At 31.9% G+C, this 25,737-nt stretch carries 23 protein-coding genes; 13 read left to right on the plus strand and 10 right to left on the minus strand.

The window, feature by feature from the left end:
- Nucleotides 1-66: 66 nt before the first annotated feature.
- The 6 genes from AC1RRN_RS16775 to AC1RRN_RS16800 all read left to right on the plus strand — a co-directional run bounded on the left by AC1RRN_RS16775 (nt 67) and on the right by AC1RRN_RS16800 (nt 8,763).
- Nucleotides 67-1,821, plus strand: a complete 1,755-nt coding sequence (locus AC1RRN_RS16775) for a helix-turn-helix domain-containing protein (protein WP_492968398.1) — start codon at nt 67-69, stop codon at nt 1,819-1,821.
- Between the two features lie 52 nt (nt 1,822-1,873).
- Entirely contained in the window at nt 1,874-3,232 is a 1,359-nt protein-coding gene (locus AC1RRN_RS16780) for a helix-turn-helix domain-containing protein (RefSeq protein WP_492968399.1), read from the plus strand.
- 16 nt (nt 3,233-3,248) lie between these two features.
- Nucleotides 3,249-4,634 (plus strand): tetratricopeptide repeat protein, encoded by a 1,386-nt coding sequence (locus AC1RRN_RS16785; protein WP_492968400.1) that lies wholly within the window; start codon nt 3,249-3,251, stop codon nt 4,632-4,634.
- A gap of 97 nt (nt 4,635-4,731) precedes the next feature.
- The gene (locus AC1RRN_RS16790) at nt 4,732-5,970 is read left to right on the plus strand and encodes a tetratricopeptide repeat protein (protein WP_492968401.1); all 1,239 of its coding nucleotides are present in this window, start codon (nt 4,732-4,734) and stop codon (nt 5,968-5,970) included.
- A gap of 109 nt (nt 5,971-6,079) precedes the next feature.
- Nucleotides 6,080-7,387, plus strand: coding sequence for a tetratricopeptide repeat protein (locus AC1RRN_RS16795; RefSeq protein WP_492968402.1), 1,308 nt, complete (start codon nt 6,080-6,082; stop codon nt 7,385-7,387).
- 65 nt (nt 7,388-7,452) lie between these two features.
- Nucleotides 7,453-8,763, plus strand: coding sequence for a helix-turn-helix domain-containing protein (locus AC1RRN_RS16800; protein WP_492968403.1), 1,311 nt, complete (start codon nt 7,453-7,455; stop codon nt 8,761-8,763).
- Between the two features lie 180 nt (nt 8,764-8,943).
- Here the strand turns inward: AC1RRN_RS16800 and AC1RRN_RS16805 are convergent, their stop codons facing one another.
- Nucleotides 8,944-9,090: an rSAM-modified peptide gene (locus AC1RRN_RS16805; protein ID WP_492968405.1), complete on the minus strand. Its 147-nt coding sequence runs from the start codon at nt 9,088-9,090 to the stop codon at nt 8,944-8,946.
- Nucleotides 9,091-9,348: 258 nt separating this feature from the next.
- Here AC1RRN_RS16805 and AC1RRN_RS16810 point away from each other — a divergent pair, with 258 nt between their 5' ends.
- The 5 genes from AC1RRN_RS16810 to AC1RRN_RS16830 all read left to right on the plus strand — a co-directional run bounded on the left by AC1RRN_RS16810 (nt 9,349) and on the right by AC1RRN_RS16830 (nt 15,148).
- The gene (locus AC1RRN_RS16810; RefSeq protein ID WP_492968406.1) at nt 9,349-10,905 is read left to right on the plus strand and encodes a vitamin K epoxide reductase family protein; all 1,557 of its coding nucleotides are present in this window, start codon (nt 9,349-9,351) and stop codon (nt 10,903-10,905) included.
- 47 nt (nt 10,906-10,952) lie between these two features.
- Nucleotides 10,953-11,120, plus strand: a complete 168-nt coding sequence (locus tag AC1RRN_RS16815) for a hypothetical protein (RefSeq protein WP_492968407.1) — start codon at nt 10,953-10,955, stop codon at nt 11,118-11,120.
- A gap of 28 nt (nt 11,121-11,148) precedes the next feature.
- Complete coding sequence (locus tag AC1RRN_RS16820; RefSeq protein ID WP_492968408.1) at nt 11,149-11,340, plus strand: hypothetical protein; 192 nt, start codon at nt 11,149-11,151, stop codon at nt 11,338-11,340.
- Between the two features lie 323 nt (nt 11,341-11,663).
- Entirely contained in the window at nt 11,664-13,856 is a 2,193-nt protein-coding gene (locus AC1RRN_RS16825) for a peptidase domain-containing ABC transporter (protein ID WP_492968409.1), read from the plus strand.
- Between the two features lie 2 nt (nt 13,857-13,858).
- The gene (locus AC1RRN_RS16830) at nt 13,859-15,148 is read left to right on the plus strand and encodes an HlyD family secretion protein (RefSeq protein WP_492968410.1); all 1,290 of its coding nucleotides are present in this window, start codon (nt 13,859-13,861) and stop codon (nt 15,146-15,148) included.
- A 20-nt stretch (nt 15,149-15,168) separates the two neighbouring features.
- On the opposite strand, the gene AC1RRN_RS16835 is transcribed toward AC1RRN_RS16830, so the two are convergent.
- The 3 genes from AC1RRN_RS16835 to AC1RRN_RS16845 form a co-directional block, all read right to left on the minus strand.
- Entirely contained in the window at nt 15,169-15,876 is a 708-nt protein-coding gene (locus AC1RRN_RS16835) for a tRNA1(Val) (adenine(37)-N6)-methyltransferase (RefSeq protein WP_492968411.1), read from the minus strand.
- A gap of 74 nt (nt 15,877-15,950) precedes the next feature.
- Nucleotides 15,951-16,475, minus strand: coding sequence for a ribosome maturation factor RimM (gene rimM, locus AC1RRN_RS16840; protein ID WP_492968412.1), 525 nt, complete (start codon nt 16,473-16,475; stop codon nt 15,951-15,953).
- Between the two features lie 15 nt (nt 16,476-16,490).
- Nucleotides 16,491-17,069, minus strand: a complete 579-nt coding sequence (locus AC1RRN_RS16845; RefSeq protein ID WP_492968413.1) for a 30S ribosomal protein S16 — start codon at nt 17,067-17,069, stop codon at nt 16,491-16,493.
- 194 nt (nt 17,070-17,263) lie between these two features.
- Here AC1RRN_RS16845 and AC1RRN_RS16850 point away from each other — a divergent pair, with 194 nt between their 5' ends.
- Together AC1RRN_RS16850 and rbp are read left to right on the plus strand one after the other, a co-directional pair.
- Nucleotides 17,264-17,755, plus strand: coding sequence for a DUF6252 domain-containing protein (locus AC1RRN_RS16850; protein ID WP_492968415.1), 492 nt, complete (start codon nt 17,264-17,266; stop codon nt 17,753-17,755).
- 135 nt (nt 17,756-17,890) lie between these two features.
- Nucleotides 17,891-18,247, plus strand: coding sequence for an RNA-binding regulator (rbp, locus tag AC1RRN_RS16855; protein ID WP_072970243.1), 357 nt, complete (start codon nt 17,891-17,893; stop codon nt 18,245-18,247).
- 126 nt (nt 18,248-18,373) lie between these two features.
- On the opposite strand, the gene leuB is transcribed toward rbp, so the two are convergent.
- From leuB to AC1RRN_RS16885, 6 genes are all read right to left on the minus strand, one after another.
- Nucleotides 18,374-19,435, minus strand: a complete 1,062-nt coding sequence (gene leuB / locus AC1RRN_RS16860; RefSeq protein ID WP_133523462.1) for a 3-isopropylmalate dehydrogenase — start codon at nt 19,433-19,435, stop codon at nt 18,374-18,376.
- 108 nt (nt 19,436-19,543) lie between these two features.
- A complete protein-coding gene (locus AC1RRN_RS16865; RefSeq protein ID WP_492968416.1) occupies nt 19,544-21,064 on the minus strand; it encodes a hydroxymethylglutaryl-CoA lyase-like TIM-barrel protein in 1,521 nt (506 codons plus the stop codon).
- Between the two features lie 121 nt (nt 21,065-21,185).
- On the minus strand, nt 21,186-21,782 hold the full coding sequence (gene leuD, locus AC1RRN_RS16870; RefSeq protein ID WP_133523459.1) for a 3-isopropylmalate dehydratase small subunit: 597 nt from the start codon (nt 21,780-21,782) through the stop codon (nt 21,186-21,188).
- A 175-nt stretch (nt 21,783-21,957) separates the two neighbouring features.
- Nucleotides 21,958-23,352, minus strand: a complete 1,395-nt coding sequence (gene leuC / locus AC1RRN_RS16875) for a 3-isopropylmalate dehydratase large subunit (protein WP_492968417.1) — start codon at nt 23,350-23,352, stop codon at nt 21,958-21,960.
- Between the two features lie 522 nt (nt 23,353-23,874).
- Nucleotides 23,875-24,795 carry a helix-turn-helix domain-containing protein gene (locus AC1RRN_RS16880; RefSeq protein WP_492968418.1) on the minus strand — a complete coding sequence of 307 codons (921 nt, stop codon included), beginning with the start codon at nt 24,793-24,795 and terminating at the stop codon, nt 23,875-23,877.
- A 75-nt stretch (nt 24,796-24,870) separates the two neighbouring features.
- Complete coding sequence (locus AC1RRN_RS16885; RefSeq protein ID WP_492968419.1) at nt 24,871-25,674, minus strand: SDR family oxidoreductase; 804 nt, start codon at nt 25,672-25,674, stop codon at nt 24,871-24,873.
- Nucleotides 25,675-25,737: the final 63 nt, after the last annotated feature.

Raw genomic sequence — 25,737 nt, forward strand, 5'->3', positions numbered from 1 at the left:
GTATGGCAAATAAATTTTAGTTTATTGAAAATTTAAGCGTTATTTTTGAAATCCAAAAACAAATAAATGAGGCTAATCATCTCTTTTTTACTACTTTTTGTTCTAAATATTGGTTTTTCTCAAAAAAAACAAATTAGCGAACAGGAATATTTATCGCTTCAAAGTAAAATTCGACTTCATTTTAATGCAAATGTCGATAGTGCACTTGTATACGCTTACCAAATGGAGAAATCTAATAATAATAAGCATTTGGCATTTGCAAATGGTGCTATGACTGTTTTTTTTCAGGCGAAGGGAAATACAAAAGAATCGCAAAAAAGATATAAAGCCGCACTTTACTACATGGAAAAAATGCCTGAATCTCGTGATAAAATACAGATGAGGTCATACATATATAATTATAGTGCAATAGCAGAGTCAAACAGAGGTAATTTTAGTAAAGCTCTTGAGAATTATCAAAAGAGTTTAAAATTTTCTACACAAATAGATGATATTAAGCAAATTATTAAGATTAAAGGGAATATTGCTTTAATTAATGAGGCAGTTGGAAATTATCAATTATCAATCAAAAACCTTAAAAACCTTGTTAATTTTGTTGATGAAAATGAAGGTGTCTTTACTAAAGTAGAATTATTAAATCATAAAAGTAATTATAATCTTGGTTTAGGGACGGCTTACGAAAGCTTCTTCATGAAAAATTTAAATAAAAAATATTTACTTGATTCAGCGGAATATTATTACAAGAAAGCAATTAATTATTCTCAAAATTTTGCCCAAAACAAAATATCTGCACAATTAAGTTTGGGAAATGTATACAACTGGAAAAAAGATTACAAGAGTGCTGAAAAAACATATTACGATGTTATATTTTTGGCACAACAAAACAATCTGCCAGGCATATTAGGTACAGCGAACTACAATTTAGGAGATATTTATTATACCACCAAAAAATATGATAAAGCATTGGTTTTCTTTAAAAAATGTGATTCAGTTGCAGCATTAACAAATAAAAATACCATTGACTATTTGAAATCCAATTTTTATCAGGCGAAAATCTATAATATTCTTAAAAAACCTGATTTAGCCTATAAACATTCTAGAATTTATTTGGATAATTATGAGCAATATGAGGCGAAATTAAGTGAAGAAGCTTTAGAAGTAAACTATAAGCAGGGAGTAGATGATTTGGCAGTTGAAATGATTTCTATTGAAAAAAAATATAAAAATGAAGTTTTTTTAAGTAGAGGATTAAAAGTATTTTATGTCTTGATGTTTATAGGCATTGTGTTTTTATTAATTAAAAATATAAGAGATAAAAATAAAGCCCATAAAAAAATGAATGCTTTAATCGAAGAATTTAAAGCAAATATTGAGAAGAAAAACAATCCTGAATTTGAAGTTGCAGAAAAAGAAGAATTGGTTTTCGAACACGAAGAAATTCAGCTTAAAAAAGAAAATGTTAATTTAAGTATTGATGAGGCTAAAGAGAATAAAATAGTTGAAAAATTATTAGCACTTGAAAGCAAACATGAATATTTAAATGCCGATTTTACCCTGCCTTACGTAGCTAAGAAAATAAAAACAAATACAACCTATTTATCATATGTTGTTAATAAACGGTTTGGTAAATCTTTTGGTGAATACTCCAATGAATTAAAAATCAATTATGTAATCAACGAAATGATTACCAATCACATGTATAGAAAGTATTCTACACAGGCTATTGCAGAAAGTGTAGGTTTCAAAAACGCAGTGTCTTTTGCAAAATCTTTCCGTAAAAGAACAGGTGTATCTCCGGCTCAATTTGCGAGTAATATTTAGATTCTAGATGTTCCGGATTATCATGACCCTTTCAAAAATACATCTAAAGAGAATGATTATCTCTTTATTATCCTTGTTTATTTTCAATACGGCATTTCCTCAACAGAAAAATGCGGTGATCGAAGATGATTACGAAACATTAAAGGATAAGATTCACCTAAATTTTAATAAATCAACTGATCGTGCGATTTTGTATGCCGAACAAATGGCAAAATCGAGTAATTATAAACATTTGGCTTTTGCAAATGGGGTAATGGCGTGTTTGTTACAAACAAAAGGGGAAACAGAAGAATCGAAGAAAAGATATAAATCAGCATTTTATTATTTGGAAAAAATGCCGGATTCACATGACAAAATACAGATGAAGTCGTATATCTATAATTATGGTGGAACGGCAGAGTGGGTAAGGAATAATCTAAGCAAAGCTCTCGAAAACTACCAAACTGGTTTAATGTTTGCAACTCAAATAAATGATATTAAGCAGATTGTTAAAATTAGAGGCAATATTGCGCTCCTTAATGAAACAGTAGGGAATTACAAGTTATGCATAAAGAATTTAAAATATCTCAATGATTTTGCAGACCAAAATGAAGAAGTTTTTACCAAAGAGGAATTATTGAATTACAAAAACACTAATAATAGAGGTTTAGGTAGTGCTTATGAAGGTTATTTCATGAAAAATTTAAGCAAAAGATACTTACTTGATTCGGCAGAATATTATTACAAAGAAACAATTAATTGTCCTCAAAATTTTACCATAAATAAAGTTTCCGCACAATTGAGTTTAGGGAATGTATACAATTGGAAGCATGACTTTAAAAATGCTGAAAAAATGTATTATGACGTTATTTTTTTGGCTCAACAAAACAATTTAATCGCGATATTAGGTACTGCCAATTATAACCTGGCAGATATATATTATTCGACTAAAAAGTATGATAAAGCACTTGTTTATTATAAAAAATGTGATTCAATTGCTGTGATTTCAAATGATAATGAAATCGACTACTTAAAATCTCAATTTTATCAGGCAAAAATCTATACTATTCTAAAGCAACCTGATTTAGCTTATAAACATTCTAAGATTTATTTAGATAATTATGAAAAGTATGAAGATGAATTAAGTAAAGAAACTACAGAAGTAAATTATAAGCAGGGAGTTGATAATTTGACAGCTGAAATGCGTTCTATTGAGAAAAATTATAGAAAAGATCTTTTATTAACTTGGGCACTTAATATTTTTTACTTACTTCTGTCTGTTGGAATTTTATTTCTTTTGATAAAAAATGTAAGAGACAAAAAGAAAGTTCGAAAAAATATGATTGATTTAATTGAAGAATCTAAATTGAAGAACCTGCATAGTACAGAATTAGTTGTTGATGAAAAGGAATTATTTAAAACAGAAAATTAATTTTGAAATTATTTTTATGAAACCAATTTTCTGTATTCTATTTTTCTTTGTTTTAGGTGCCATATTCGCTCAACAGAAAAATGCGGTGATCGAAGATGATTACGAAACCTTAAAGGGTAAAATCAGACTCTATTTTAACGGCTCTTACGATCGATCTCTGATGTACGCCGAACAAATGGCAAAATCAAGTAATTATGAACATCTGGCTTTCGCCAATGGAGCAATGGCTAGTTTGCTACAAATGAAAGGTGAAAGAGAAAAATCTAAAGAAAAGTATAAAAAAGCACTTGGCTATTTAGCAAAAATGGCTGATTCTAAAGAAAAAAAACGTGTGACGGCTGACGTTTATAATTATGGAGGATTGTCAGAATGGGATAGAGGAAATCATAGTGCAGCGCTGGAAATATTTCAATCGGGAATTAAAATTTCTTCTCAAATAGGAGATATTAAACAGATCATAAAGTTCAAGGCTAACATAGCTTTGGTAAATGAATCTGTTGGTAATTATCAATTGTCAATTAAAAACTCGAAAGAAATTCTTGATTTTATAGATAAAAATGAAGGGTTATTTGATGAAATAGAAATTTTAAATAGAAGAAGTAATGTAAATTTTGCCATAGGAAGCGCTTATGAAGCTTATTATGTAGATAAGGAAAGAATTGAAATACTGGATTCAGCCGAATATTTTTATAAAAAGGCAATTAAATATGCAGGTAAATTTCCTTATCTCGAAGCAAATTCGAAATTAAGTTTAGGGAATATTGCTTTATGGAAAGAAGATGATAAAGCTGCTGAAAAAATATATTTTGAAGTTCTGGAGCTTGCTAAAAAAAATAAACAGATCGACTTATTGAGTACTGTATATTATAATTTAGCAGACATTTATCGAGTGAATAAAGAATATCATAAGGCACTGTCATTTTATAAAAGAACTGATTCTATTGAAGTTTTACATCATTTAATGGAATTAAATTATTTGCGATCCAATTGCTATCAGGCAAGAATCTATAATGAAATAAAGATGCCTGAACTTGCTCATAAGCATTCGAGAATTTATTTGGATCTTTTGGATAAATTTGAAAATAAATTGAGAGAAGAAAGATTAAAAGTAAACTACAAACAAGGAGAAGACAATCTCACTGCTGAAATGCTTTCTATTGAAAAAAAATATAAAGAAGATCTTCTTTTAACCAGAATACGAAATATAGTTTATATTCTTTTATTTATTGGACTTGTCTTTTTTGTAATAAAAAACGTAAGAGATAAAAATATAGCACGCAAAAAGATGATTTCTTTAATTGCTGAGGTTCAATTTAGTAAAGAACATAAGAGCCAAATTGATGATAAAATAGTTATCAAATCAAAAAAGGTAAAACAGAAGAAAGATCAATTAAATGTGTAAAGTATTTTATTCTCTGAAAACAAATTTAATAAAGTCGATTTTTTATCTACTTTCTTTTTTTGTTCTGAATGTCGCATTTTCTCAACAGAAAAATACAGTGATCGAAGAGGATTACGAAATATTAAGGGGGAAAATTCGATTATATTTTAATGCATCTACTGATCGTGCTCTAATGTATGCCGAACAAATGGCGAAATCCAGTAATTATGAAAATTTAGCTTTCGCCAATGGAGCAATGTCGTGTTTGTTGCAAAAGAAAGGCGAGATAAAAAAATCTAATGAAAAATATAAAAAGGCACTTGATTATTTAAAAAAGATGCCTGATTCTAAAATTAAAAATCGTGTTACGGCAGATGTTTATAATTACAAAGGATTGACAGAATGGTATAGAGGTAACTATGGTATTGCACTGAAAATTTTTCAGGAAGGAATTAAAGTTTCTTCTGAAATAGGAGATATAAAGCAAATTATTAAATTTAAAGGTAATATTGCATTAATCAATGAGTCTGTAGGGAATTATCAATTATCAATTAAAAATTCAAAAGAGGTCCTTGATTTTATGAATAAAAACGAGGCATTGTTTACCAATGAAGAACTTTTAACTAGAAAAAGTCCTTTATATCTTGGTCTGGGTAGTGCCTATGAAAGTTATTATGTAGATAAGGGCAGAAAGGAAATATTGGATTCAGTAGAATACTTTTATAAAAAAACAATTGAATATTCAGAATCTTCTCAGTATAATCTGGCCTCCGCAAAAATAAGTTTAGGAAATGTTTTCAGTTGGAAAGGGGATTACAAAAATGCAGAAAAAACCTATCTTGAAGTCACATCATTATTAGAACAACTTCAAAGTGGTGATTTACCAGTTGCTTATTATAATTTGGGTGACATTTATCTTACAACCAAAAGGTATAACAAGGCATTGTTTTTTTATAAAAAAAGTGATTCAGTTTCGCTTTTAACTAACACAAATAAGCTAACTTACTTAAGGTCAAATTGTTATCAGGCCAGGATATATAATATACTTAATATGCCTGAACTAGCTCACAAGCATTCCAGAATTTATCTGGATCGCTTAGAGGAGTATGAAAGCAAATTAAGAGAAGAAAGATTAAAAGTAAACTATAAACTAGGAGAAGATAACCTTACTACAGAAATGGTTTCTATTGATAAAAAATATAAAAAAGATCTTTTTTTAACCGTTATTTTCAATGTCTTTTATGTATTGCTGTTTTTTGGAATTGTCTTTTTTGTAGTGAAAAATAGTAGAGATAAAAACGAGACACGTAAAAAGATGATTGCATTACTTGCTGAAATTAAAAATAAAAAGCCATAAAATCAGTCTGCTGATAAATGGTTTGATTAATTTGCAAAATTATTTCAAAATTGAACATATTGTAAGGTTACTATCAAGAATAAATTAGTTTAACTATCAAAAACAATTAATGAAGCCAATTTTCTGTTTTCTATTCTTTTTTATCTTGAATGCCTCATTTTCTCAGCAAAAAAACGCGGTAATTGATGAGGATTACGAAACATTGAAGGATAAAATTCGATTATCTTTTAGTGTATCAATTGATCGTTGCCTTATGTATGCCGAACAAATGGCAAAATCGAGTAAGTATGAACATTTAGCATTTGCAAATGGAGCAATGTCTTGTTTGCTGCAAAATAAAGGCGAAATAGATAAATCTAAAGAAAGATATAAAATGGCATTTGTTTATTTAGCAAAAATGCCAAATTCTATAGCTAAACAACGTGTCACAGCTGATGTTTACAATTTTGGAGGTTTAACAGAATGGAATAGGGAAAATTTTGCTGCAGCATTAGAAGAATTTCAAAAAGGAATTATTATTTCTTATCAACTAAAAGATATTAAACAAATTGTTAAATTCAAAGCTAATATTGCACTGGTTAATGAATCTGTTGGAAACTATCAATTATCAATTAAAAATTCGAAAGAAGTCCTTGAATTTATTATCAAAAATGAAGGGTTGTTTACTGATGATGAGATCTTAGGTAGAAAAGCTAATTTATATGTAGCTCTGGGAAGTGGTTACGAAAGTTATTTTGTTGATAAAAACAAAATGGCAATATTGGATTCTGCAGCGTATTTTTATAAAAAAGCAATTCAGTACTCTCAAAAATTGCCAGAGATTGCAACCACAGCAAAATTAAGCTTAGGTAATGTTTATAATTGGAAAGGAGATTATAAAAATGCAGAAAAAAGTTATCTTGAAGTTGCATCTTTTAGAGAAAAAAGTAAAAGCAGTTATTTGAGTGTTTCTTATTATAATTTGGGAGACATTTATCTTACAACCAAAAGATATAATAAGGCATTGTCTTTTTATAAAAAAAGCGATTCAGTTTCGCTTTTAACTAATACAAACATGTTAAGTTATTTGAAGTCAAATTGTTATCAGGCTAGAATATATAATATACTTAATATGCCTGAACTGGCTCATAAGCATTCCAGAATTTATCTGGATCGATTAGATGAGTATGAAAGCAAATTAAGAGAAGAAAGATTGAAAGTAAACTATAAACAAGGAGAAGACAACCTAACTGCAGAAATGTTTTCTATAGATAAAAAATATAAAAGAGATCTTTTTCTTTCAAGAGCTCTTAATGCATGCTATGTGATTTTAATTGTAGGAATTCTTTTTTTTCTGATAAAAGTGATAAAAGATAAAAAGAAAATTAGTAAAAATATGATTGATTTGATAGCTGAAGTTCGAATTAATAAAGAATAAAAATCTTAAAAATAAAAAGAAGATTAATTAGGAGTACACTATTTGATTCTCCAAAAACAAATTTAATGAAACCAATTTTCTGTTTTCTGTTCTTTCTTGTCTTGAGTACTACATTTTCTCAGCAAAAAAACACCGTAATTGAAGAAGATTACCAAAAATTGAAGGACAAGATTCGACTTTATTGGAATATATCTTCTGATCGGTCGCTTGTATATGCCGAACAAATGGCGAAATCGAGTAATTATGAACATTTGGCTTTTGCAAATGGAGCAATTGCTTGTTTATTGCAATATCAGGGTGAAAGAGAAAAATCTAAGAAAAAATATAAAGAAGCTCTTTTTTATTTAGAAAAAATTCCAAATTCAAATGATAAAAAGCGTTTGACTGCAGATATATATAATTATGGCGGATTAGCGGAATGGAATAGAGGAAATCTTGGTTTGGCATTGGAAAAATTTCAGGAAGGAATTAAAGTTTCGTCACAAATTGATGACATGAAACAAATTATGAAGTTCAAAGCTAATATCGGTTTAATCAATGAGGGAGTTGGAAACTATCAAGTGGCGATTAAAAATGCTAAAGAATATATTGATTTTATTGATAAAAATGAAAGTCAATATACCAAAACCGAAATTATAAATAAAAAAAGTAATTTATATCATGCTTTAGGAAGTGCTTATGAAAGTTATTTTGTCGAAAATCAAAATAAATGGGAGTTACTTGATTCATCAGCATACTTTTATAAAAAAGCCGTTACTTACTCTGACTTATACACAGATAATAAAATCAGTGCAAAATTAAGTCTGGGAAACATTTTAAATTGGAAGAGGAATTTTAAAAGTGCAGAAAAAGCATATTATGAAGTCGCATCTTTGTCAAAACAAAATGATATGTATGGCTTATTGTGTGTTGCTTATTATAATTTAGGAGATGTTAATATGACGGCTAAAAAATATGATAAAGCGCTTTCTTTTTATAAAAAAAGTGATTCAATTGCACTTTTAAAAAATACAGAACCTCTTATTTATTTGAAATCAAATTGCTATCAGGCAAGAATTTATAACATACTCAATATGTCTGAGCTTGCACATAAACATTCTAAAATTTTTCTGAAAAGATTAGATGAATATGAGGGTAAACTAAGGGAAGAAAGATTAAAAGTAAATTATAAACAAGGTGAAGATAATCTTACCGCAGAAATGCTTTCTATTGAAAAAAAATATAATGAAGATCTTTTTTTAAATAGATTCCTGAATTTTATTTATATACTCTTATTTTTTGGACTCTTTTTTTTATTGATGAAAAAAATAAGAGATAAAAATATTACCCTTAAAAAATTAATGACTTTAATTGCGGAGCCCAATGCAAGGGAATAAGTAAAAAATATCCATTTAAATAAATGAGGACTAGAAAAGTCTGTTTAAAAATCCAGGCTAAAAAAAAATGAAAATCATTTTACGAAATAATTACGCAAAAGAACTGGATTGCCTCCAGCTCAATTTGCGAATTATATTAGTGTAACCTTAGATCAAGTATTTTGGAATTTATTAAATATCTTATCCTCCATATCCTCCAGATCCTTTTCCAGGTTGGTTAGGATCACTTCCGCCATTTTCCCCATCTCCTCCTCTAACAGTTTTTTGTTCTTTCTTAGATAATTTTTCTGCTTCGAAATCTTCGAATTTTATTTTTTGATTTGCCATGTTATTATGTATTAGGATTATTACATGTCAAAACTAGGTAAAAAGGAAAACGCTTGATCGGGAATAGCGTTTTGAGCGCTTTTTGAAAACGTTTAAACAAATAATCATTTGATATACAATTGATTATGTTTTTAATCAGACTGATATAATTTATAAATTGTATGTAGTATAATTGATAAAATGTGTAGGTTGAGCGTTTTTTTTTGGATAAAAACAGTAATCTTTGCAGTGTAATCATGATTTAAACGATTCGAAAAGATGTTAAAACTTGTCCAAAAATTTCTACAAATAAATAGATACTCAGATATAAAAAATGAGTTTAAGGATTTGTTTCTTTCTCATCCAAATTATCCAAGTTTATTTGCGATAACAGATTCGTTAGATCTATTATCAATAGAAAATGCAGCAATAAGAGTTCCGAAAGAACAGATAGTAGATTTGCCTGCAAATTTTCTAGCTTACTTTCAGGATGAACTTATATTGGTAGAAAAAGCCAAAAATGATGTTCGTGTTACAACATCAAAAAAGGGAGCTTATAAAATGGCGTATGAAAAATTCCTTTTAGACTGGAATGGAGTAATAGTCGCTATTGAACCAAATAATGTAATCGCAAGAGAGAATTTAAAAATAGAATATAACTGGCTAAAATATTCCTTGCCTCTTTTTCTTTTAGTTGGATTATCATTTTTTTATAATAACTATAGTTTGTTTAGTCTTGCTTTTTTAACAACAACTATATTAGGTTTTATTGTTAGTATACTTATTGTACAAGAGAAGTTAGGTTTTAAAAATACGATAATTTCCAAGTTTTGTAATTTGAGTTCAAACTCTTCATGCAATTCGGTTATTAATGCTAATGAAGGAACTGAGAATAAATTATTTAATTTTTCAGATTTACCATTGATATTTTTTGGCTCAAGTTTGATCGCAATATTAGTAAAACCATTAGATTCAGCAATTTTTATTGGATTTTTAAGTATGCTGGCTATTCCTATTATAGTATCATCTATTTGGATTCAAAAATTTGAGATTCAAAAATGGTGTGTAATGTGTCTGGTAGTTTCGTTCTTAATTTTTACTCAAAGTGCAATTTGGTTTGCTTCAGATTTTTTTACACTAAGTTTTACGTTTGAAAGTATATTTCCTTTTCTATTTTCTTTAGTTCTTCTTGTTCCAATGTGGCTTGTTGCGAAACCAATGATAAAAAGCATTCTGAAAAGTGATAATTCACTTAAAGATCTAAAAAAATTTAAAAGAAATTATTCCTTATTAAACTTCTTATCCAAAAAAGTTCCAAATACAAGTGGATTTGATGATTTGAGAGGATTGAATTTTGGAAACAGAAATGCCGCAGTAAAACTTTCTGTAATTATTAGTCCAAGTTGTGAACATTGTAATATCACATTTCAGGAAGCATTTGATTTAGTCTTAAAATTTCCGGACAGAATATTTTTGAAAGTTTTATTTAATATAAATCCCGAAAATACTGATAATCCATACAAAGCAGTTGTGGAGAGACTTTTAACAATAAACAGATCAACACCAGGAAAAACAGTTGAAGCTATATCAGACTGGCATATTAAGAAAATGAACCTGAAAAAATGGTTAAAAAAATGGCATGTAGAGTCTGTTAGCATGATGATTAATCAGGAAATTAATAAACAATATGAGTGGTGTTCTAAAAATAATTTTAATTACACACCTGTTAAGATTGTAAATGAAAAGTTATTTCCGAATGAATATGAACTAAACGAATTGAAATATTTTCTAAACGATTATGTTGAAGAAATAGAAATTCTTGAAAAAATAGCTTAGCACTACTAAAAATATTTTGAAGTAGTAAGCCCTAAAATTGAACCTATATGTTAAAGAATATTTTGAACCTTGAAGGATCTCAGGAATTAACGGCGAATGAGCAAAAATTGATCATTGCAAGCAATGTAAAAGAAACATCATCACGATGTGAGGCCTGGAATAATGAAGAAGATTGTATATCCTATTTTCCGCTTGAAATTACTTACGGGAATTAAATTTATTAAAATTAAAACATAAGAAAATATGTTAAAGAAAATTTTAAACCTCGAAAATGCTCAGCATATAAGTAAAAGTGAGCAAAAAACAATAACAGGTGGAATTCCTGATTGTTGGATTTATGCAATCGAAGCAGGATGTGTTTTAATACCAGCTGGAGGAATTTGCCCGATAGATACCTTACCCGGTATTTGTGATACAGGTCGTCTTTGCTGTTAATTTTGAAATTTTTATAAGTATTACAATATAAAGCCTTATCAGAAATTTAGTCATGTTTTTTTTTGAATTTGTAGGCGCTCGATCGTGGAACATTGAGCAAATATCCCAACATTGATGATTGGTGTCGGGATTCTCAGGAAATTGGTCGCTGTGTTAATTTTATTTGGTTAGGGTTAACCAGTGCCATGTCCTAGAGAAATTGTATTGCTAAATTTTTATTTTTTAGATAGTTAAACAGAGCAGATTTATTTCTGCTCTGTTTTTTTTTACTATTAAATCAAAAAATATAATGTTAAATTGCTCCAGATTAAATTTATTAAAAATTGAAAAAATTCACGAATTATAAACAAGCCGATTTTAAAGATTGCGGGCCGACATGTTTGAAAATCATAGCCAAACATTACGGTAAGACCATCAATATTCAGGATTTGCGAGACATTAGCGAAACGACTCGTGAAGGAAGTAATTTGCTTTTTTTAAGTGATGCAGCAGAGAAAATTGGTTTTAGGACTTTAGGAGTGAAGCTAAATCTTGAAAGATTAGAAGAAGCACCTTTGCCGTGTATTTTACATTGGAACAAAAACCATTATGTAGTGCTTTATAAAATCAAAAAAAACACTTATTATATTTCAGATCCGGGTTTTGGACTGATAGAATATAATAAGGAAGATTTTATAAAATTCTGGATAGGAAATAATGCAGATGATACAACTAAAGAAGGTGTAGCATTATTGATGGAAGCTGCACCAAAGTTTTTTCAGTCTGAATTTGATAAGGAAGAAAATAAAGGATTGGGATTTAAACTACTATCGCAATATGTACTGCGATATAAATCATTTTTGACACAACTAAGTATTGGTTTGGTTGCCAGTAGTTTATTAATGCTTATTTCGCCTTTTTTAACCCAAAGTATTGTTGATGTTGGTATACAAAACCAGAATCTGCGTTTCATTTATTTGATACTTTTTGCCCAATTATTTCTTTTTGTGGGAAAAATAGGTTTAGAACTCATCAGGAGCTGGATATTGCTACATCTTTCAACCCGAATCAATATTTCGCTTATTTCAGATTTCTTTATCAAACTGATGAATCTGCCGATTTCGTTTTTTGATGTCCGAATGACCGGAGATATCATGCAGCGTATTAATGATCATCGCCGTATCGAGAAAATCCTGACCACTTCGTCTTTAAGTGTATTGTTTTCAGTAATCAATATGTTTGTATTAGGGGGAGTTTTGGCTTATTTCAACTTGCAAATATTTTTTGTTTTTTTTGCCGGAAGTATTCTTTACTTCGGCTGGATAACATTGTTTTTAAAAAGAAGGGAAATTTTAGATTACAAACGTTTTGCAGAGGTTTCACAGGAACAAAGCAAGGTCATGGAGCTAATAAATGGCATGCAGGAAATCAAACTTCACAATGCCGAAAAGCAAAAACGCTGGGGTTGGGAATATGTGCAGGCAAGACTCTTCAGGGTTTCGATAAAAGGATTGATTTTAGAACAAACCCAAACCATAGGATCTTCTTTTATTAATGAATTAAAAAACATTTTCATTATATTTCTTTCTGCCAAATTAGTTATCGATGGCTCAATTACACTGGGAATGATGCTGGCCATTAGTTCCATTGTCGGGAGTTTGAATGGACCAATCACGCAACTTATAGAATTTGTCAGGGAATTGCAGGATGCCAAAATATCATTGGCAAGGTTGTCTGAAATTCATGAAAAAGAAGATGAGATACAACAGGAAATCCATCAGACAAGTGAAGTTCCTGTAGATTGTGATATTACGCTAAAAAATGTTTCCTATCGTTATCTGGGGTCAGATATTCCTGTTTTGGATGATTTGAGTTTGACAATTCCCGCCAATAAGGTAACGGCAATTGTAGGTGTCAGCGGAAGCGGAAAAACAACCCTGATGAAATTGCTTCTTAAGTTTTATGAACCTGAAAAGGGAGAAATCAATATTGGGAATGCCCAGCTAAAAAACATTGCCCAGAAAGCCTGGCGATCCAATATTGGCGCTGTGATGCAGGAAGGGTTCATTTTTAGCGATACCATCGCCAACAATATCGCTTTTGGAGTTGATAAAATTGACAAGGAACGATTGGTATATGCATCAGAGGTGGCCAATATAAAAGAATACATCAGCGGACTTCCATTGGGGTATAATACCAAAATTGGGGCAGAAGGAACCGGAATGAGTACCGGACAAAAACAACGTTTGCTCATTGCAAGAGCAGTTTATAAAAATCCTGAAATATTGTTTTTTGATGAAGCAACATCAGCCCTGGATGCCAATAATGAAAAGGCAATTATGCAAAAGCTGGATATATTCTTTAAAAACAAAACAGTTATTGTGATCGCACATCGACTCAGTACAGTAATGAATGCTGATCAGATTGTGGTTTTGGATAAAGGGAAAATTATCGAAATAGGAAATCATTCAGCACTGGTAGAACAAAAAGGAAATTACTTTGAACTGGTTAAAAATCAATTGCAGTTAGGAAATTAATTATGGCAGAAGATACATTCGAATTAAGAAGTGAAGAGGTTCAGGACATCCTGACCAAAGTTCCACATTGGATGATCCGATGGGGAACTGTTTTGATATTCGCTATCATTTTTATGCTCTTTTTTGTTTCCTGGTTTATAAAATACCCTGATGTTGTAAAAACAGAAATTGTAATCACAACCAATATTCCACCGGAGAAAATCGTGTCAAAATCATCGGGAAGAATTGAAGCTATTTTGGTAAAAAATAAAGGCATCGTTTCAAAAAATACTACATTGGCCATTATTGAAAATACGGCCAACTATAAAGATGTTTTTTTATTAAAAAGCATTGTGGAAGGCTATAATATCAACGATTCAAAAAAAGCATTTCCGTTTGCCTTGTTAAAAAACAAGCAATTGGGAGAAATTGAAAGCGCTTTTGCTGTTTTTCAAAAAGATTATGAGGCAGAACAGCTCAATGAAAACCTGCAGCCTTTTGAAGTCGAAAACAGGGCACAACTTTCTGAAAAGATTCAGATAAAAGAAAGACTCGAAATTTTGCAGCAGCAAAAAGTACTTAACGAAAGCGAATTACAACTACAAAAAAATGAAATTGCCCGTTTTGAAACCCTGTTCAACAAGGGAATTATTTCAGCTCAGGAAATGGAAGCAAAAAAGTTAGGTTATCTACAGGCACAAAAGAATTACAAGAGCTTGTTGACTTCTATTTCTCAATTAAGGTCTTCTTTGATTGATAATACAAAACTGAGTCAGAATTCGCAGATAAGCGGCACTAAAGAAGAGGTTAACCTTGGGCGTAACATGGCACAATCGTTTTATCAGCTTAAAAAAGTGATAAAAGACTGGGAACTCGCTTATACTTTAAAGTCATCAATCAGCGGTGTGGTTACTTTTTTGCAAGTCTGGAACGAAAATCAGACCATAAATGTTGGCGATAATGTATTTTCAATTATTCCTGATGCAAAAAATGGCTTCATTGGAAAAGTAAAAGCTCCTGCATTAAATTCAGGGAAAATAAAAGTAGGGCAAAAGGTAAATATCAGATTGGCCAATTTCCCCGACAGGGAATTCGGTGTATTGAGAGGCAAAATTCAAAATATATCTCTGGTTCCGGATAAAGACGGAAATATTTTGTTGGATGTTGCACTTCCAAACGGATTAGAGACTTCCTATAAAAAGAAAATTATATTTCAGCAGGAGATGAAAGGAAGTGCTGAAATCATTACCGAGGATTTGAGATTGATTGAAAGAATTTTATACCAGTTCAAAAGTGTTTTTGAGCAGGTTTAAAAACAAATTTTAATTATAAATTACATCTTCAAATAAAACTCTTTTGTCAACTCAATATATTCCGGAGTATAAACATGTCTGTCAATTTCAATAATTAACTCATCAATTTCGATTTCTGAAATTTCATTTCGGCTAAAAGCCAATAAACTGCGTTTAATTTCAGATTTTGGAGTTCCTTTTACTCTGGTAATTTTTATTGGATATAACTCGGCTTCTTTTGCCAAAGCAATAAAATTTTCTTCTTCTTTGAATGGAAGAATTAGAGCGAATATTCCGTTTTCAGAAAGTAATAAATCGGCTGCTTCAACTAGTTCCTCAAAAGGCATTGCATCTTGAAAACGGGCTAAGTCTCGTTGTTCGTTTTCTGTTTTATAATCTTCTGCATAAAAAGGAGGATTCGAAACAATCAAATCATATTCGTCTTCGGGTTCATCAATAAATTCATCTAAACCAGCATGAAAACAAAATAAACGGTCGCCCCAAGGTGAATTTTCGAAATTTTCGACTGCTTGTTCATAGGCATCTTCATCAATTTCAAGAGCGTCAATTTGTTCAGCATGAGTTCGCTGCGCCAACATCAAAGCAATAATTCCGGTTCCTGCACCAACATCTAAAACACTAAATGGATTGTGGCTTACTGGTGCCCATGCGCCTAATAAAACACCATCAGTACCAACTTTCATTGCTGTTTTATCTTGTTTTACAGAAAATTGCTTGAATGAAAACATCGTAATAGATAATTGAAATTAAGATTTATCCAGCTAGAAAACTGAACACTAAAAACTGTAAACTGAATACTCTTTTAAAGGTACATTTCCACCAATCCTTCTGGAAGGTTCATGATTACTTTTTTGTTTTCCCTATCAATTTTTACAAGAAAATGATCGATCATCGGAATTAAAATTTCGACTTCGCCATTTAAAACTTCAAAAAGAGGTTGTGCTGTAGTATCATTTACAGCAACAATTTTTCCAAAAACGCCTAAACGCTGGTCTTCGATTTCGAAACCAATAACTTCATGGAAATAGAATTTGTTGCCGGAAAGTTTTGGCAACATACTTAAAGGAAGGTAAATAGCATTTCCAAGAAGAGCGTCTGCTTCTTCTTCTGTATTTACATCTTCAAAACGAATTCTAAGAAAATCGTTTTTATGTATTGAACTTGTTTCAATAAAAAAAGGAACCAGGTGTTTGTTGCATTCAACAAACACTGATTCCAGATTTTCGTATAACTCAGGTTCGTCCGTGTCTAAATAAGCCAGAACTTCACCTTTGAAACTAAATTTTTTAGCGATTTTACCTAAATAAAAACATTCTTCTTTACGCATTCTCGCTAAGTAAAATTATGCTTCAGTTGTTTCGTTATTTTCTTCAGCAGCAGGAGCTTCTTCAGTAGCAGCTTCCGCTTCAACTTCAGCAACTTCTTCTTCTTCTTCAACTGCAGGAGTTGCAGCAGCGATAGCATCAGCTTCAGCCTGAGCTGCAGCAGCTAAACGTTTAGCGTTAACTTCTTGTTCTGCTTTAAAAGCTTTAGCTTTAGCATCAGCTTGCGCTTTTGTTAAACCGTCTTTTTTAGCATCAACTTTTCCAGCTTTAGCATCTAACCAAGCAGATAATTTAGCATCAGCTTGCTCTTGAGTTAAAGCACCTTTACGAATACCTCCATCAAGGTGGTGTTTCAATAAAGCACCTTTGTAAGAAAGAATTGCTCTTGCAGTATCAGTTGGTTGTGCACCATTGTGTAACCATTTAACTGCACTATCAAGGTTTAAGTCGATAGTTGCTGGGTTAGTGTTAGGATTGTAAGTACCGATTTTCTCTAAGTATTTACCATCTCTTTTTGAGCGTGCATCTGCAGCTACAACCCAGTAAAAAGGTTTTCCTTTTTTACCGTGTCTTTGTAATCTAATTTTTACTGACATAATCTTATGATTAAATTTTGAGGTACTCGACCTCTGTTAATTAAGGGCGCAAAGATATAATTTTTTTATGAATTATGCGTTCCAAACAGTATTAAATATATTTGAGGTAAATTTTTATCATTTTTTAAGGTTTTAGAATCAAAATTTTAAATATTTATTTCAAATAAGGTATTTTTGCATCAAATTCATTCTACATGAAAAAAATCTTTTATTTTTTATCACTTCTTTTTATCGTTACATCTTGTACCGAAGACGTAAAATTTAATAATCCAGCATTTCAAGGCTTGAAAGATAATGTCTTTTGGAGATCTATAGCATACAAAGCTCAAATTACTACAAATGGTAATTTAATTGTAGAAGGCTCTTTAGGTTATGAAAAAGTTACGCTGCAGGTAGCATCTCCTGTAAAGCAGACTTTTGTTTTGGGTGTCGATGATGTTTCAAAAGCAGTATATGCTAACACTTTTCCGGGACAAACTGTAGAGTTTTCTACCGGGACAAAAGTAGGAAGTGGTCAGATTGTGATTACCGAGTATAATACTGAAACAAATACAATTTCCGGAACATTTAAATTTACTGCCATTAATAAAGATGAAACTGATGCTGAAAACCCTAAAGTTACTTTTACAGAAGGTGTTTTTTATAAAGTTCCTGTTTCACCAACTAGTAATTTCCTTGTGAACTAGTTTTTTAATTTGTGATAGATTGGTTTTATTGGTTTTTGTTTTTTTTAAATCAAAATAAAAACATAAATAAACTAATATATAGTAGATTACGGAAAAATAAGACTACATTTGCTACATTATTATAAATAAGTACATATGAACATTTTTGTTGGAAGCCTTCCATTCAGTATTGAGGAAGCAGATTTAAGAGAGTCTTTCGAGGCTTACGGAGCAGTAGATTCAGTTAAAATCATTACTGATAAATTTACAGGAAGAAGCAAAGGTTTTGGTTTTGTTGAGATGCCAAACGATGCTGAAGCTCAAAAAGCAATTGATGAATTGAACGGAGCTACTGTTCAAGGTCGTGCAATTGTTGTTAATAAATCTGAGCCAAAACCTGAAGGTGAAAGAAGAAGCTTCAATAATAACAGCCGTGGTGGAGATTCACGCGGAGGTTATGGTGGAGGAAACAACCGTGGTGGAAATGACCGTGGTGGTAGAGGAGGATATTAATATTTTTTTCTAAATATATAAAAGGGATCAACTTTCGTTGATCCCTTTTTTTGTTTAAAATTGTTTCAAGTTTCAGGTTTCACGTTCCAACAATAACTTGAAACTTGAAACCTGAAACAAATAAAACTATAGATTCGCTACAAGCCAGTCTCCAACTTCGCTTGTTTTGTATGCTTTAGATCCTTTTGGAGCTAAATCTTCAGTAACAATTCCTTGTTCTAATGATTTGTTTACAACGGCTCTAATTGCTTCAGCTTCGTCTTTTAATCCAAATGCATCTTCGAACATCATTGCTGCAGATAAAATAGTTGCTAACGGATTAGCAATATTTAATCCTGTTGCTTGTGGATAAGATCCGTGGATTGGTTCGTATAACGAAGTATGCTCTCCAACAGAAGCAGAAGGCATTAATCCCATTGAACCTGAAATAACTGAAGCTTCGTCGGTTAAGATGTCTCCGAATAAATTCTCAGTAATTAATACATCATAAGAATTTGGCCATTGAACCAAACGCATGGCTACAGCATCAACAAATTCGTATGAAACAGTAACTTCAGGATAATCTTTTTCCATTGCCTGAACAGTTTCTCTCCATAAACGTGAAGTTTCCAAAACGTTTGCTTTATCAACACAACATAGTTTTTTACTTCTTGTCATTGCTAATTCAAAACCTTTTTTAGCCAAACGCTGAACCTCTGCTCTTGTGTAAACACAATTATCGAAAGCAGTTTCTCCACCGTCTTTTCTTCCTTTTTCTCCAAAGTAAATTCCGCCAGTTAATTCTCTTAAGAAAACCAAATCAGTTCCTTCAATTCTTTCTCTTTTTAAAGGAGAATTATCAATTAAAGAAGGAAAAGTAAAAGTTGGACGTACGTTTGCAAACAATCCTAATTTTTTGCGCATCAATAATAATCCCTGCTCCGGACGAACTGGCGCACTTGGATCGTTATCATATTTTGGATGACCAATTGCTCCAAATAAAACTGCATCAGCTTTCATACAAATTTCGTGCGTTTCATCTGGATAAGGAACTCCAACTGCGTCGATTGCACAAGCTCCAGTTAGAGCTGGAGTCCATGTTATTTCGTGATTGAATTTTTTTGCAATAGCATCAGATACTTTTACAGCTTCATTAATTACTTCTGGTCCGATTCCGTCTCCGGCTAAAAGGGCTATGTTTAATTTCATTCTATGTGTGTTTTTTAAGGTTCAAAGGTTCAGAGGAACAAAGGTTCAGAGGTGTTGGGATGAAAACTCTTTTTTAGCCTTTGTTCCTCTGAACCTTTGTATCTATTATTAAGCAATTACATTCAACATCTTTTGCGTTGCAATAATTGCTGCAACGGTTTGATCTGAATCTAATCCGCGGGTTTTAAATTCTTTTTCATTGTTAACCCAGGTTATAATTGTTTCGCATAAAGCGTCAGAACTACTTCCTGGGGGAATACGAACTGCGTAGTCAATCAATTTTGGAAGCGTTAGTTTTTTGCTTTTATAAATTTTCCCTAAGGCATTCATGAAAGCATCAAACTGACCGTCGCCCTGTGCGTTTTCTTCAATTACTTCACCATCGATTTTTAAACATAAAGTCGTTGACGGGCGCATTCCTTTTGAGTGTACTAATATATAGGACTCGATTGTTATTTTATCCTGATAAGTATGACTGTCCAAAACATCAGAAATAATGTATGGTAAATCTTCTTTTGTAACTGTTTCTTTTTTATCTCCCAGTTCGATGATTCTTTGGGTAACCAATTTTAAATCTTCCTGGTTTAGTTTCAAACCTAATTCCTGAAGATTTTTTTCGATATTGGCTTTTCCTGAAGTTTTTCCTAAAGCATATTTTCTTTTTCTTCCAAAACGTTCCGGAAGTAAATCATTAAAATATAAATTGTTTTTGTTGTCTCCGTCCGCATGAATTCCGGCAGTTTGTGTAAAAACGTTATCACCAACAATTGGTTTATTGGCGGGAATTCTATATCCGGTAAAAGTCTCTACTAATTTACTAACGGTGTATAAAGAAGTTTCTTTTATGTTGATGCTTACTTCAGGCAAATAATCGTTTATTACAGCGACAGTGCTTTCAAGTGGTGCGTTTCCAGCACGTTCTCCCATTCCGTTTACCGTTACGTGAAGTCCGTTTATCCCGGCCTTTATAGCTTCCATAACATTGGCAACGCTTAAATCGTAATCGTTATGTGCATGAAAATCAAAATGAATTTGAGGGTATCTCGCTCTGATTTTTGAAATAAATTCAAAAGCCTGAGAAGGAATTAAAACGCCTAAAGTATCCGGAAGTAAAATTCTTTTAATTGGTTGAGTCGACAAGAAATCCAGAAACTGAAATACATATTCCTGTGAATTTCGCATTCCGTTGCTCCAATCTTCCAAATAAACATTGGTTTCAATATTATTTTCTTTCGCTAAAGCGATGATATTTGCGATTTCAGAAAAGTGTTGTTCCGGAGTTTTTTTTAATTGATGCGTTAAGTGATTCATTGATCCTTTAGTCAATAAATTTTGCACTTTGGCGCCTGCTTTTTTCATCCATTCAATAGAAACTCCTCCGTCTACAAAAGAAAGAACTTCGATTCGGTTAATGTAGCCTTTTTCAGTTGCCCAGGTAGTAATGCCTTTTACGGCTTGAAATTCGCCTTCGCTTACTCGGGCAGAAGCAATTTCGATTCGATCAATATTTAATTCCTCCAACAACAATTGTGCAATGGTTAATTTTTCTGCAGCAGAAAATGATACTCCAGACGTTTGTTCACCGTCACGAAGCGTCGTATCCATTATTTCAATTTTTCTTTTTTCCATATTGATATCTAAATTCCTTTTTAAAAGTAAATTGTAGTTGTGTTGTCTTGGTTAGCTTAACTTATAAAGACCCGACAGGTTTCAAAAACCTGTCGGGTCTCATAGGACTGAACCTGATTTTTTAGTAAGGAAGTTTATCGGCGAAAGCCACAATATCTTCTTTAATATTTTGTAAATAATCAATGTCATCAAAGCCATTAATCATGTTGTTCTTTTTGTATCCGTTAATCGCAAAAGATTCTGATTGGCCAGTTGCCAATAAAGTAATCGTTTGGTTTGGCAGGTTGATTTCTAATTCTGTTTTTGGGTCAGCTTCAATTGCTTTAAAGATTATATCAGCAAATTCAGGGCTAACCTGAACTGGTAAAACACCAATATTCAAACAGTTTCCTTTAAAGATATCAGCAAAGAAACTAGAGACTACAGCTCTAAAACCATAATCGTAAACTGCCCATGCAGCGTGCTCTCTTGAAGATCCAGAACCAAAGTTTTTTCCTCCAACAAGGATTTTTCCACTATAAGTTGAATCGTTTAAAACGAAATCAGCTTTTGGAGTATCATCTCCGTTATATCTCCAGTCTCTAAAAAGATTATCTCCAAAACCTTCACGTTTTGTAGCTTTTAAGAAACGTGCCGGAATAATTTGATCTGTATCTACGTTCTCAATTGGTAGTGGCACAGCACTACTAGTAAGTATATTAAATTTATCGTATGCCATTTTTTGTTTTTGCTTTAGGCTGTTTTTTTGCTTTAGGCTATAAGCTATAGGCTTTAAGCTTTTTGCACAGCATTTATTTTTTGTTTGCTTTAGGCTTTAAGCAATAAGCTGTAAGCCTTCTTTTTAAGATTCTGTAAAAAGCTTAAAGCCTATTGCTTAAAGCTTACAGCGAGAATTAAAATAATTCTCTCGGGTCTGTTAGTTTTCCTGTAACAGCAGCAGCGGCTGCCATAATTGGGCTCGCTAATAATGTTCTTGAACCAGGACCCTGACGACCTTCAAAGTTTCTGTTTGATGTACTCACCGCATATTTTCCAGCTGGAACTTTATCATCGTTCATTGCTAAACACGCTGAACAACCTGGCTGACGTAATACAAAACCAGCTTCAGTCAAAATATCTAAAATACCTTCTTCTTTAATTTGAGCCTCAACAACGTGAGAACCAGGAACTAACCAAGCGGTAACATTATCTGCTTTTTTTCTTCCTTTTACAATTTCGGCGAAAGCCCTGAAATCTTCAATACGACCGTTTGTACAACTTCCTAAGAAAACATAATCAATTGGTTTTCCAATCATCACATCGTCTTCGTTGAAGCCCATATAGGCTAAAGATTTCTTGTAAGTTTCCTCACCACCTTCAACCTGGTTGGCATTCGGAATATGTTTTGAGATACCAATTCCCATTCCTGGGTTAGTACCGTAAGTAATCATTGGTTCAATGTCTGAAGCGTTGATGTTTAATTCAGCATCAAAAACGGCATCAGCATCTGTTTTTAAAGTTTTCCAGTAAGCAATCGCTTTATCCCAAGCTTCACCTTTCGGAGCGAATAATCTTCCTTCAAGGAAATCAAAAGTAGTTTGGTCAGGAGCGATCATACCTCCACGAGCACCCATTTCGATACTAAGGTTACAAACGGTCATACGCCCTTCCATAGTCATGTTTTCGAAAACATCTCCGGCGTATTCAACAAAATATCCAGTTCCTCCAGAAGTAGTTAATTGTGCAATAATATAAAGTGCAACGTCTTTTGGACCAACACCTTTGCTCAATTGACCGTTTACGTTGATACGCATTTTCTTTGGTTTTGGCTGCATAATACATTGCGTAGAAAGTACCATCTCAACCTCAGAAGTTCCGATACCAAAAGCAATAGCTCCAAAAGCACCGTGAGTAGACGTGTGAGAATCTCCACAAACAATAGTAGCACCTGGCAAAGTAATTCCGTTTTCAGGACCAACTACGTGTACAATTCCGTTTTTAATGTGACCTAATCCCCAGTGCGAAATTCCGTATTCGTTGGCATTGTCTTCAAGCGCTTTCAGCTGGTTAGCTGATAGAGCATCCTGAACTGGTAAATGTTGGTTTATGGTTGGTGTATTGTGATCTGCAGTTGCAAAAGTACGTTCTGGGTATAAAACCTTAACGCCTCTGGCTTTTAATCCTAAAAAAGCAACAGGACTCGTAACTTCGTGAATGAAATGGCGGTCAATAAAAAACACATCTGGTCCATCTTCAATTTTACGCACTACATGTGAATCCCATACTTTGTCAAATAATGTCTTACTCATTTTTTATTTTTTTTAATTGTAATTTCTATAATCACAGCAATTCCTGATAATAGCAAAACAAAAGTAAAAAAAGATACAAAGTGGTCAATTTCAATATTTCATTATATACGATACCCAAACTAAAATACAAATTGGTATTCGTAATTTATACCTTTAATTTTGGTCGGAAAATGAATGATAAATCCCTTTTGTTTTTCTTTTTCAGATTAATTTTGGCTGTATTGCTTTTAATTTTAATAGTTTGCAAATTTATCTCAAAATCACTATAAAATATAGGTTTTTGCTTTAAAAAATGTAACAAAATGTATAAAAATAGTAACAATTGTTAGTTTTTGATTCTTTAAAGGAATTTTAGAAGTTGTCAATTAATATGATTTTGAAGTCTTAAAAATCAATTTAGAATGGATATTGGTAAGTTCGATTTTAATTCAAATACTACGACATCCAAGAAGTGTATTTTTTTGAAATTTTATGAATTTTAAGAGAAAATTGAGTTGAGAATGAGTAGAATTTATTTGAAGTCTAATTCAATGAATTCTTAAACTCTAATGGTGTCAGGTTGGTTTTCTTTTTGAATAGTTTACTAAAAGACTGAGGATATTCAAAACCTAATTGATAGGCTATTTCTGCTACCGAAAGATTAGTAGAAATCAGGAAGTCTTTAGATTTTTCAATCAATTTTGAATGAATGTGTTGTTGTGCATTTTGTCCGGTTAAATTCCGAAGCATATCGCTTAGGTAATGACTGGAAACGTTAATTTGTGAAGCAAGAAAATCTACTGTAGGTAATCCTCTTTTTAAGGTTTCAGCATTATTGAGATAATTATCAAGAGTTTCTTCTACTTTTAATAATAAATCACTGCTAATTGTTTTTCTGGTAATGAATTGTCGTTTGTAAAAACGATTGCTGTAATTCAGTAAAACATCAATATAAGAAACAATTACATCCTGGCTCATTTCGTCTATAGCATTATGAAGCTCATTATCGATACTAGTTAATAATCCTATAATAGTTGTTTTTTCACTATCAGAAAGATGCAGTGCTTCATTGGTGTCGTAGGAAAAGAAACCATATTTTTTTATGTTTTTCCCTAAAGGATAATTTCGAATAAAGTCCGGATGAAAAAACAGCGTAAATCCATAATATTCAGCTCCTTCTTCATTATCAGTAAAAATCAATTGATTGGGAGAAGTAAACATTAATCCGCCTTCGTTAAAGTCATAATAACCCTGACCGTAGCCCATTTTTCCATTAGTAGAATATTTATAAGATATTTTATAGAAATCGAGTAGGAAATGGTTATTAGTTAAATCAGCATTTATAACCAGTTTGGTGTTATCAACCAAAGTTATCATAGGATGAAGCGGTTTTGGTAGCCGAAACAAGCTATGAAATTGTGATATGGAGGAAATTTTTGTCGGATTGTTGTTTTTCTTTTCCATGATATAAATGTATAAAAAAATCAAAAACGAATGCCGCACAGATTGTCAAAACCTGAACGGCATCAGTATGAATAATTATGCTCCCAAAAATTGTTTTCCAAACGCCGCGCGAAAAACTTCATCGCCTTGTTCAAGTCTTTGTTTGTAAAGTGCTTTTGCATCTTCACCGGCAACATATCTAAGTTTAGTTTTTCCATCTGTGGCTGCTTCATAAACTACATCAGCAATTTGTTCAGGAGTTGATGCCATTTCAAACATTACATCTACATTTTCAAACATTTTGTTTGCCATTGCTTCATATTCAGGTTTAACTCCGGTATCAAGTGAACCGTGAAGGAATTCTGTTTTGATACCTCCCGGAGAAACCGTTTTTATATTTACGCCAAACGGATTTAATTCATAAGCCATACTTTCGCTCCAGCCTTCTAATCCCCATTTTGTTGCGTGATATACAGATCCTAAAGGGAAAGAAATCAATCCGCCAATAGAAGTTGTCGAGATAAATAATCCGCTTTTTCTTTCTCTGAAATACGGAATAAAAGCATTGGTAACACGAATTACTCCCAATAAATTAGTGTTAAGCTGTTTGGTAATTTGATCGTCGTTAAAGCTTTCCAAAGGACCAATTAAACCATATCCTGCGTTGTTAAAAACAACATCAATATCTCCCAATTCAATTGCTTTTTGAACCGTACTTTGTATTTGGTCATAATTGGTAACATCTAATGGTAAAAGGGTAACATTGTTTAAGTTAGAAAGTTCAGTTTCTTTTTCAGGATTTCGCATTGTTGCGATTACATTCCATCCTTGTGCGTGGAATAATTTTGCTGTTGCTTTTCCTAATCCGGATGAAGCACCTGTGATAAAAATAGTTTTCATGATAATTTGTTTTAAATTGATAAGGCAAAGTTCAGGATACAGTACAGCTTAAAAGTGTTCATT

Source organism: Flavobacterium sp. GW821-FHT11G01 (assembly GCF_058808175.1).

Bases quoted from the DNA above. Each gene is read 5' to 3' on its own strand.
- AC1RRN_RS16850 (WP_492968415.1), top strand. From the start codon at position 17,264: ATGAAAAAAATCTTTTATTTTTTATCACTTCTTTTTATCGTTACATCT.
- AC1RRN_RS16805 (WP_492968405.1), bottom strand. From the start codon at position 9,090: ATGGCAAATCAAAAAATAAAATTCGAAGATTTCGAAGCAGAAAAATTA.
- leuB (WP_133523462.1), bottom strand. From the start codon at position 19,435: ATGAAATTAAACATAGCCCTTTTAGCCGGAGACGGAATCGGACCAGAA.
- rimM (WP_492968412.1), bottom strand. From the start codon at position 16,475: ATGCGTAAAGAAGAATGTTTTTATTTAGGTAAAATCGCTAAAAAATTT.
- AC1RRN_RS16880 (WP_492968418.1), bottom strand. From the start codon at position 24,795: ATGGAAAAGAAAAACAACAATCCGACAAAAATTTCCTCCATATCACAA.
- AC1RRN_RS16780 (WP_492968399.1), top strand. From the start codon at position 1,874: ATGATTATCTCTTTATTATCCTTGTTTATTTTCAATACGGCATTTCCT.
- AC1RRN_RS16800 (WP_492968403.1), top strand. From the start codon at position 7,453: ATGAAACCAATTTTCTGTTTTCTGTTCTTTCTTGTCTTGAGTACTACA.
- AC1RRN_RS16845 (WP_492968413.1), bottom strand. From the start codon at position 17,069: ATGTCAGTAAAAATTAGATTACAAAGACACGGTAAAAAAGGAAAACCT.
- AC1RRN_RS16775 (WP_492968398.1), top strand. From the start codon at position 67: ATGAGGCTAATCATCTCTTTTTTACTACTTTTTGTTCTAAATATTGGT.
- AC1RRN_RS16810 (WP_492968406.1), top strand. From the start codon at position 9,349: ATGTTAAAACTTGTCCAAAAATTTCTACAAATAAATAGATACTCAGAT.
- AC1RRN_RS16835 (WP_492968411.1), bottom strand. From the start codon at position 15,876: ATGTTTTCATTCAAGCAATTTTCTGTAAAACAAGATAAAACAGCAATG.
- rbp (WP_072970243.1), top strand. From the start codon at position 17,891: ATGAACATTTTTGTTGGAAGCCTTCCATTCAGTATTGAGGAAGCAGAT.
- leuD (WP_133523459.1), bottom strand. From the start codon at position 21,782: ATGGCATACGATAAATTTAATATACTTACTAGTAGTGCTGTGCCACTA.
- AC1RRN_RS16885 (WP_492968419.1), bottom strand. From the start codon at position 25,674: ATGAAAACTATTTTTATCACAGGTGCTTCATCCGGATTAGGAAAAGCA.
- leuC (WP_492968417.1), bottom strand. From the start codon at position 23,352: ATGAGTAAGACATTATTTGACAAAGTATGGGATTCACATGTAGTGCGT.
- AC1RRN_RS16795 (WP_492968402.1), top strand. From the start codon at position 6,080: ATGAAGCCAATTTTCTGTTTTCTATTCTTTTTTATCTTGAATGCCTCA.
- AC1RRN_RS16865 (WP_492968416.1), bottom strand. From the start codon at position 21,064: ATGGAAAAAAGAAAAATTGAAATAATGGATACGACGCTTCGTGACGGT.
- AC1RRN_RS16830 (WP_492968410.1), top strand. From the start codon at position 13,859: ATGGCAGAAGATACATTCGAATTAAGAAGTGAAGAGGTTCAGGACATC.
- AC1RRN_RS16820 (WP_492968408.1), top strand. From the start codon at position 11,149: ATGTTAAAGAAAATTTTAAACCTCGAAAATGCTCAGCATATAAGTAAA.
- AC1RRN_RS16815 (WP_492968407.1), top strand. From the start codon at position 10,953: ATGTTAAAGAATATTTTGAACCTTGAAGGATCTCAGGAATTAACGGCG.
- AC1RRN_RS16785 (WP_492968400.1), top strand. From the start codon at position 3,249: ATGAAACCAATTTTCTGTATTCTATTTTTCTTTGTTTTAGGTGCCATA.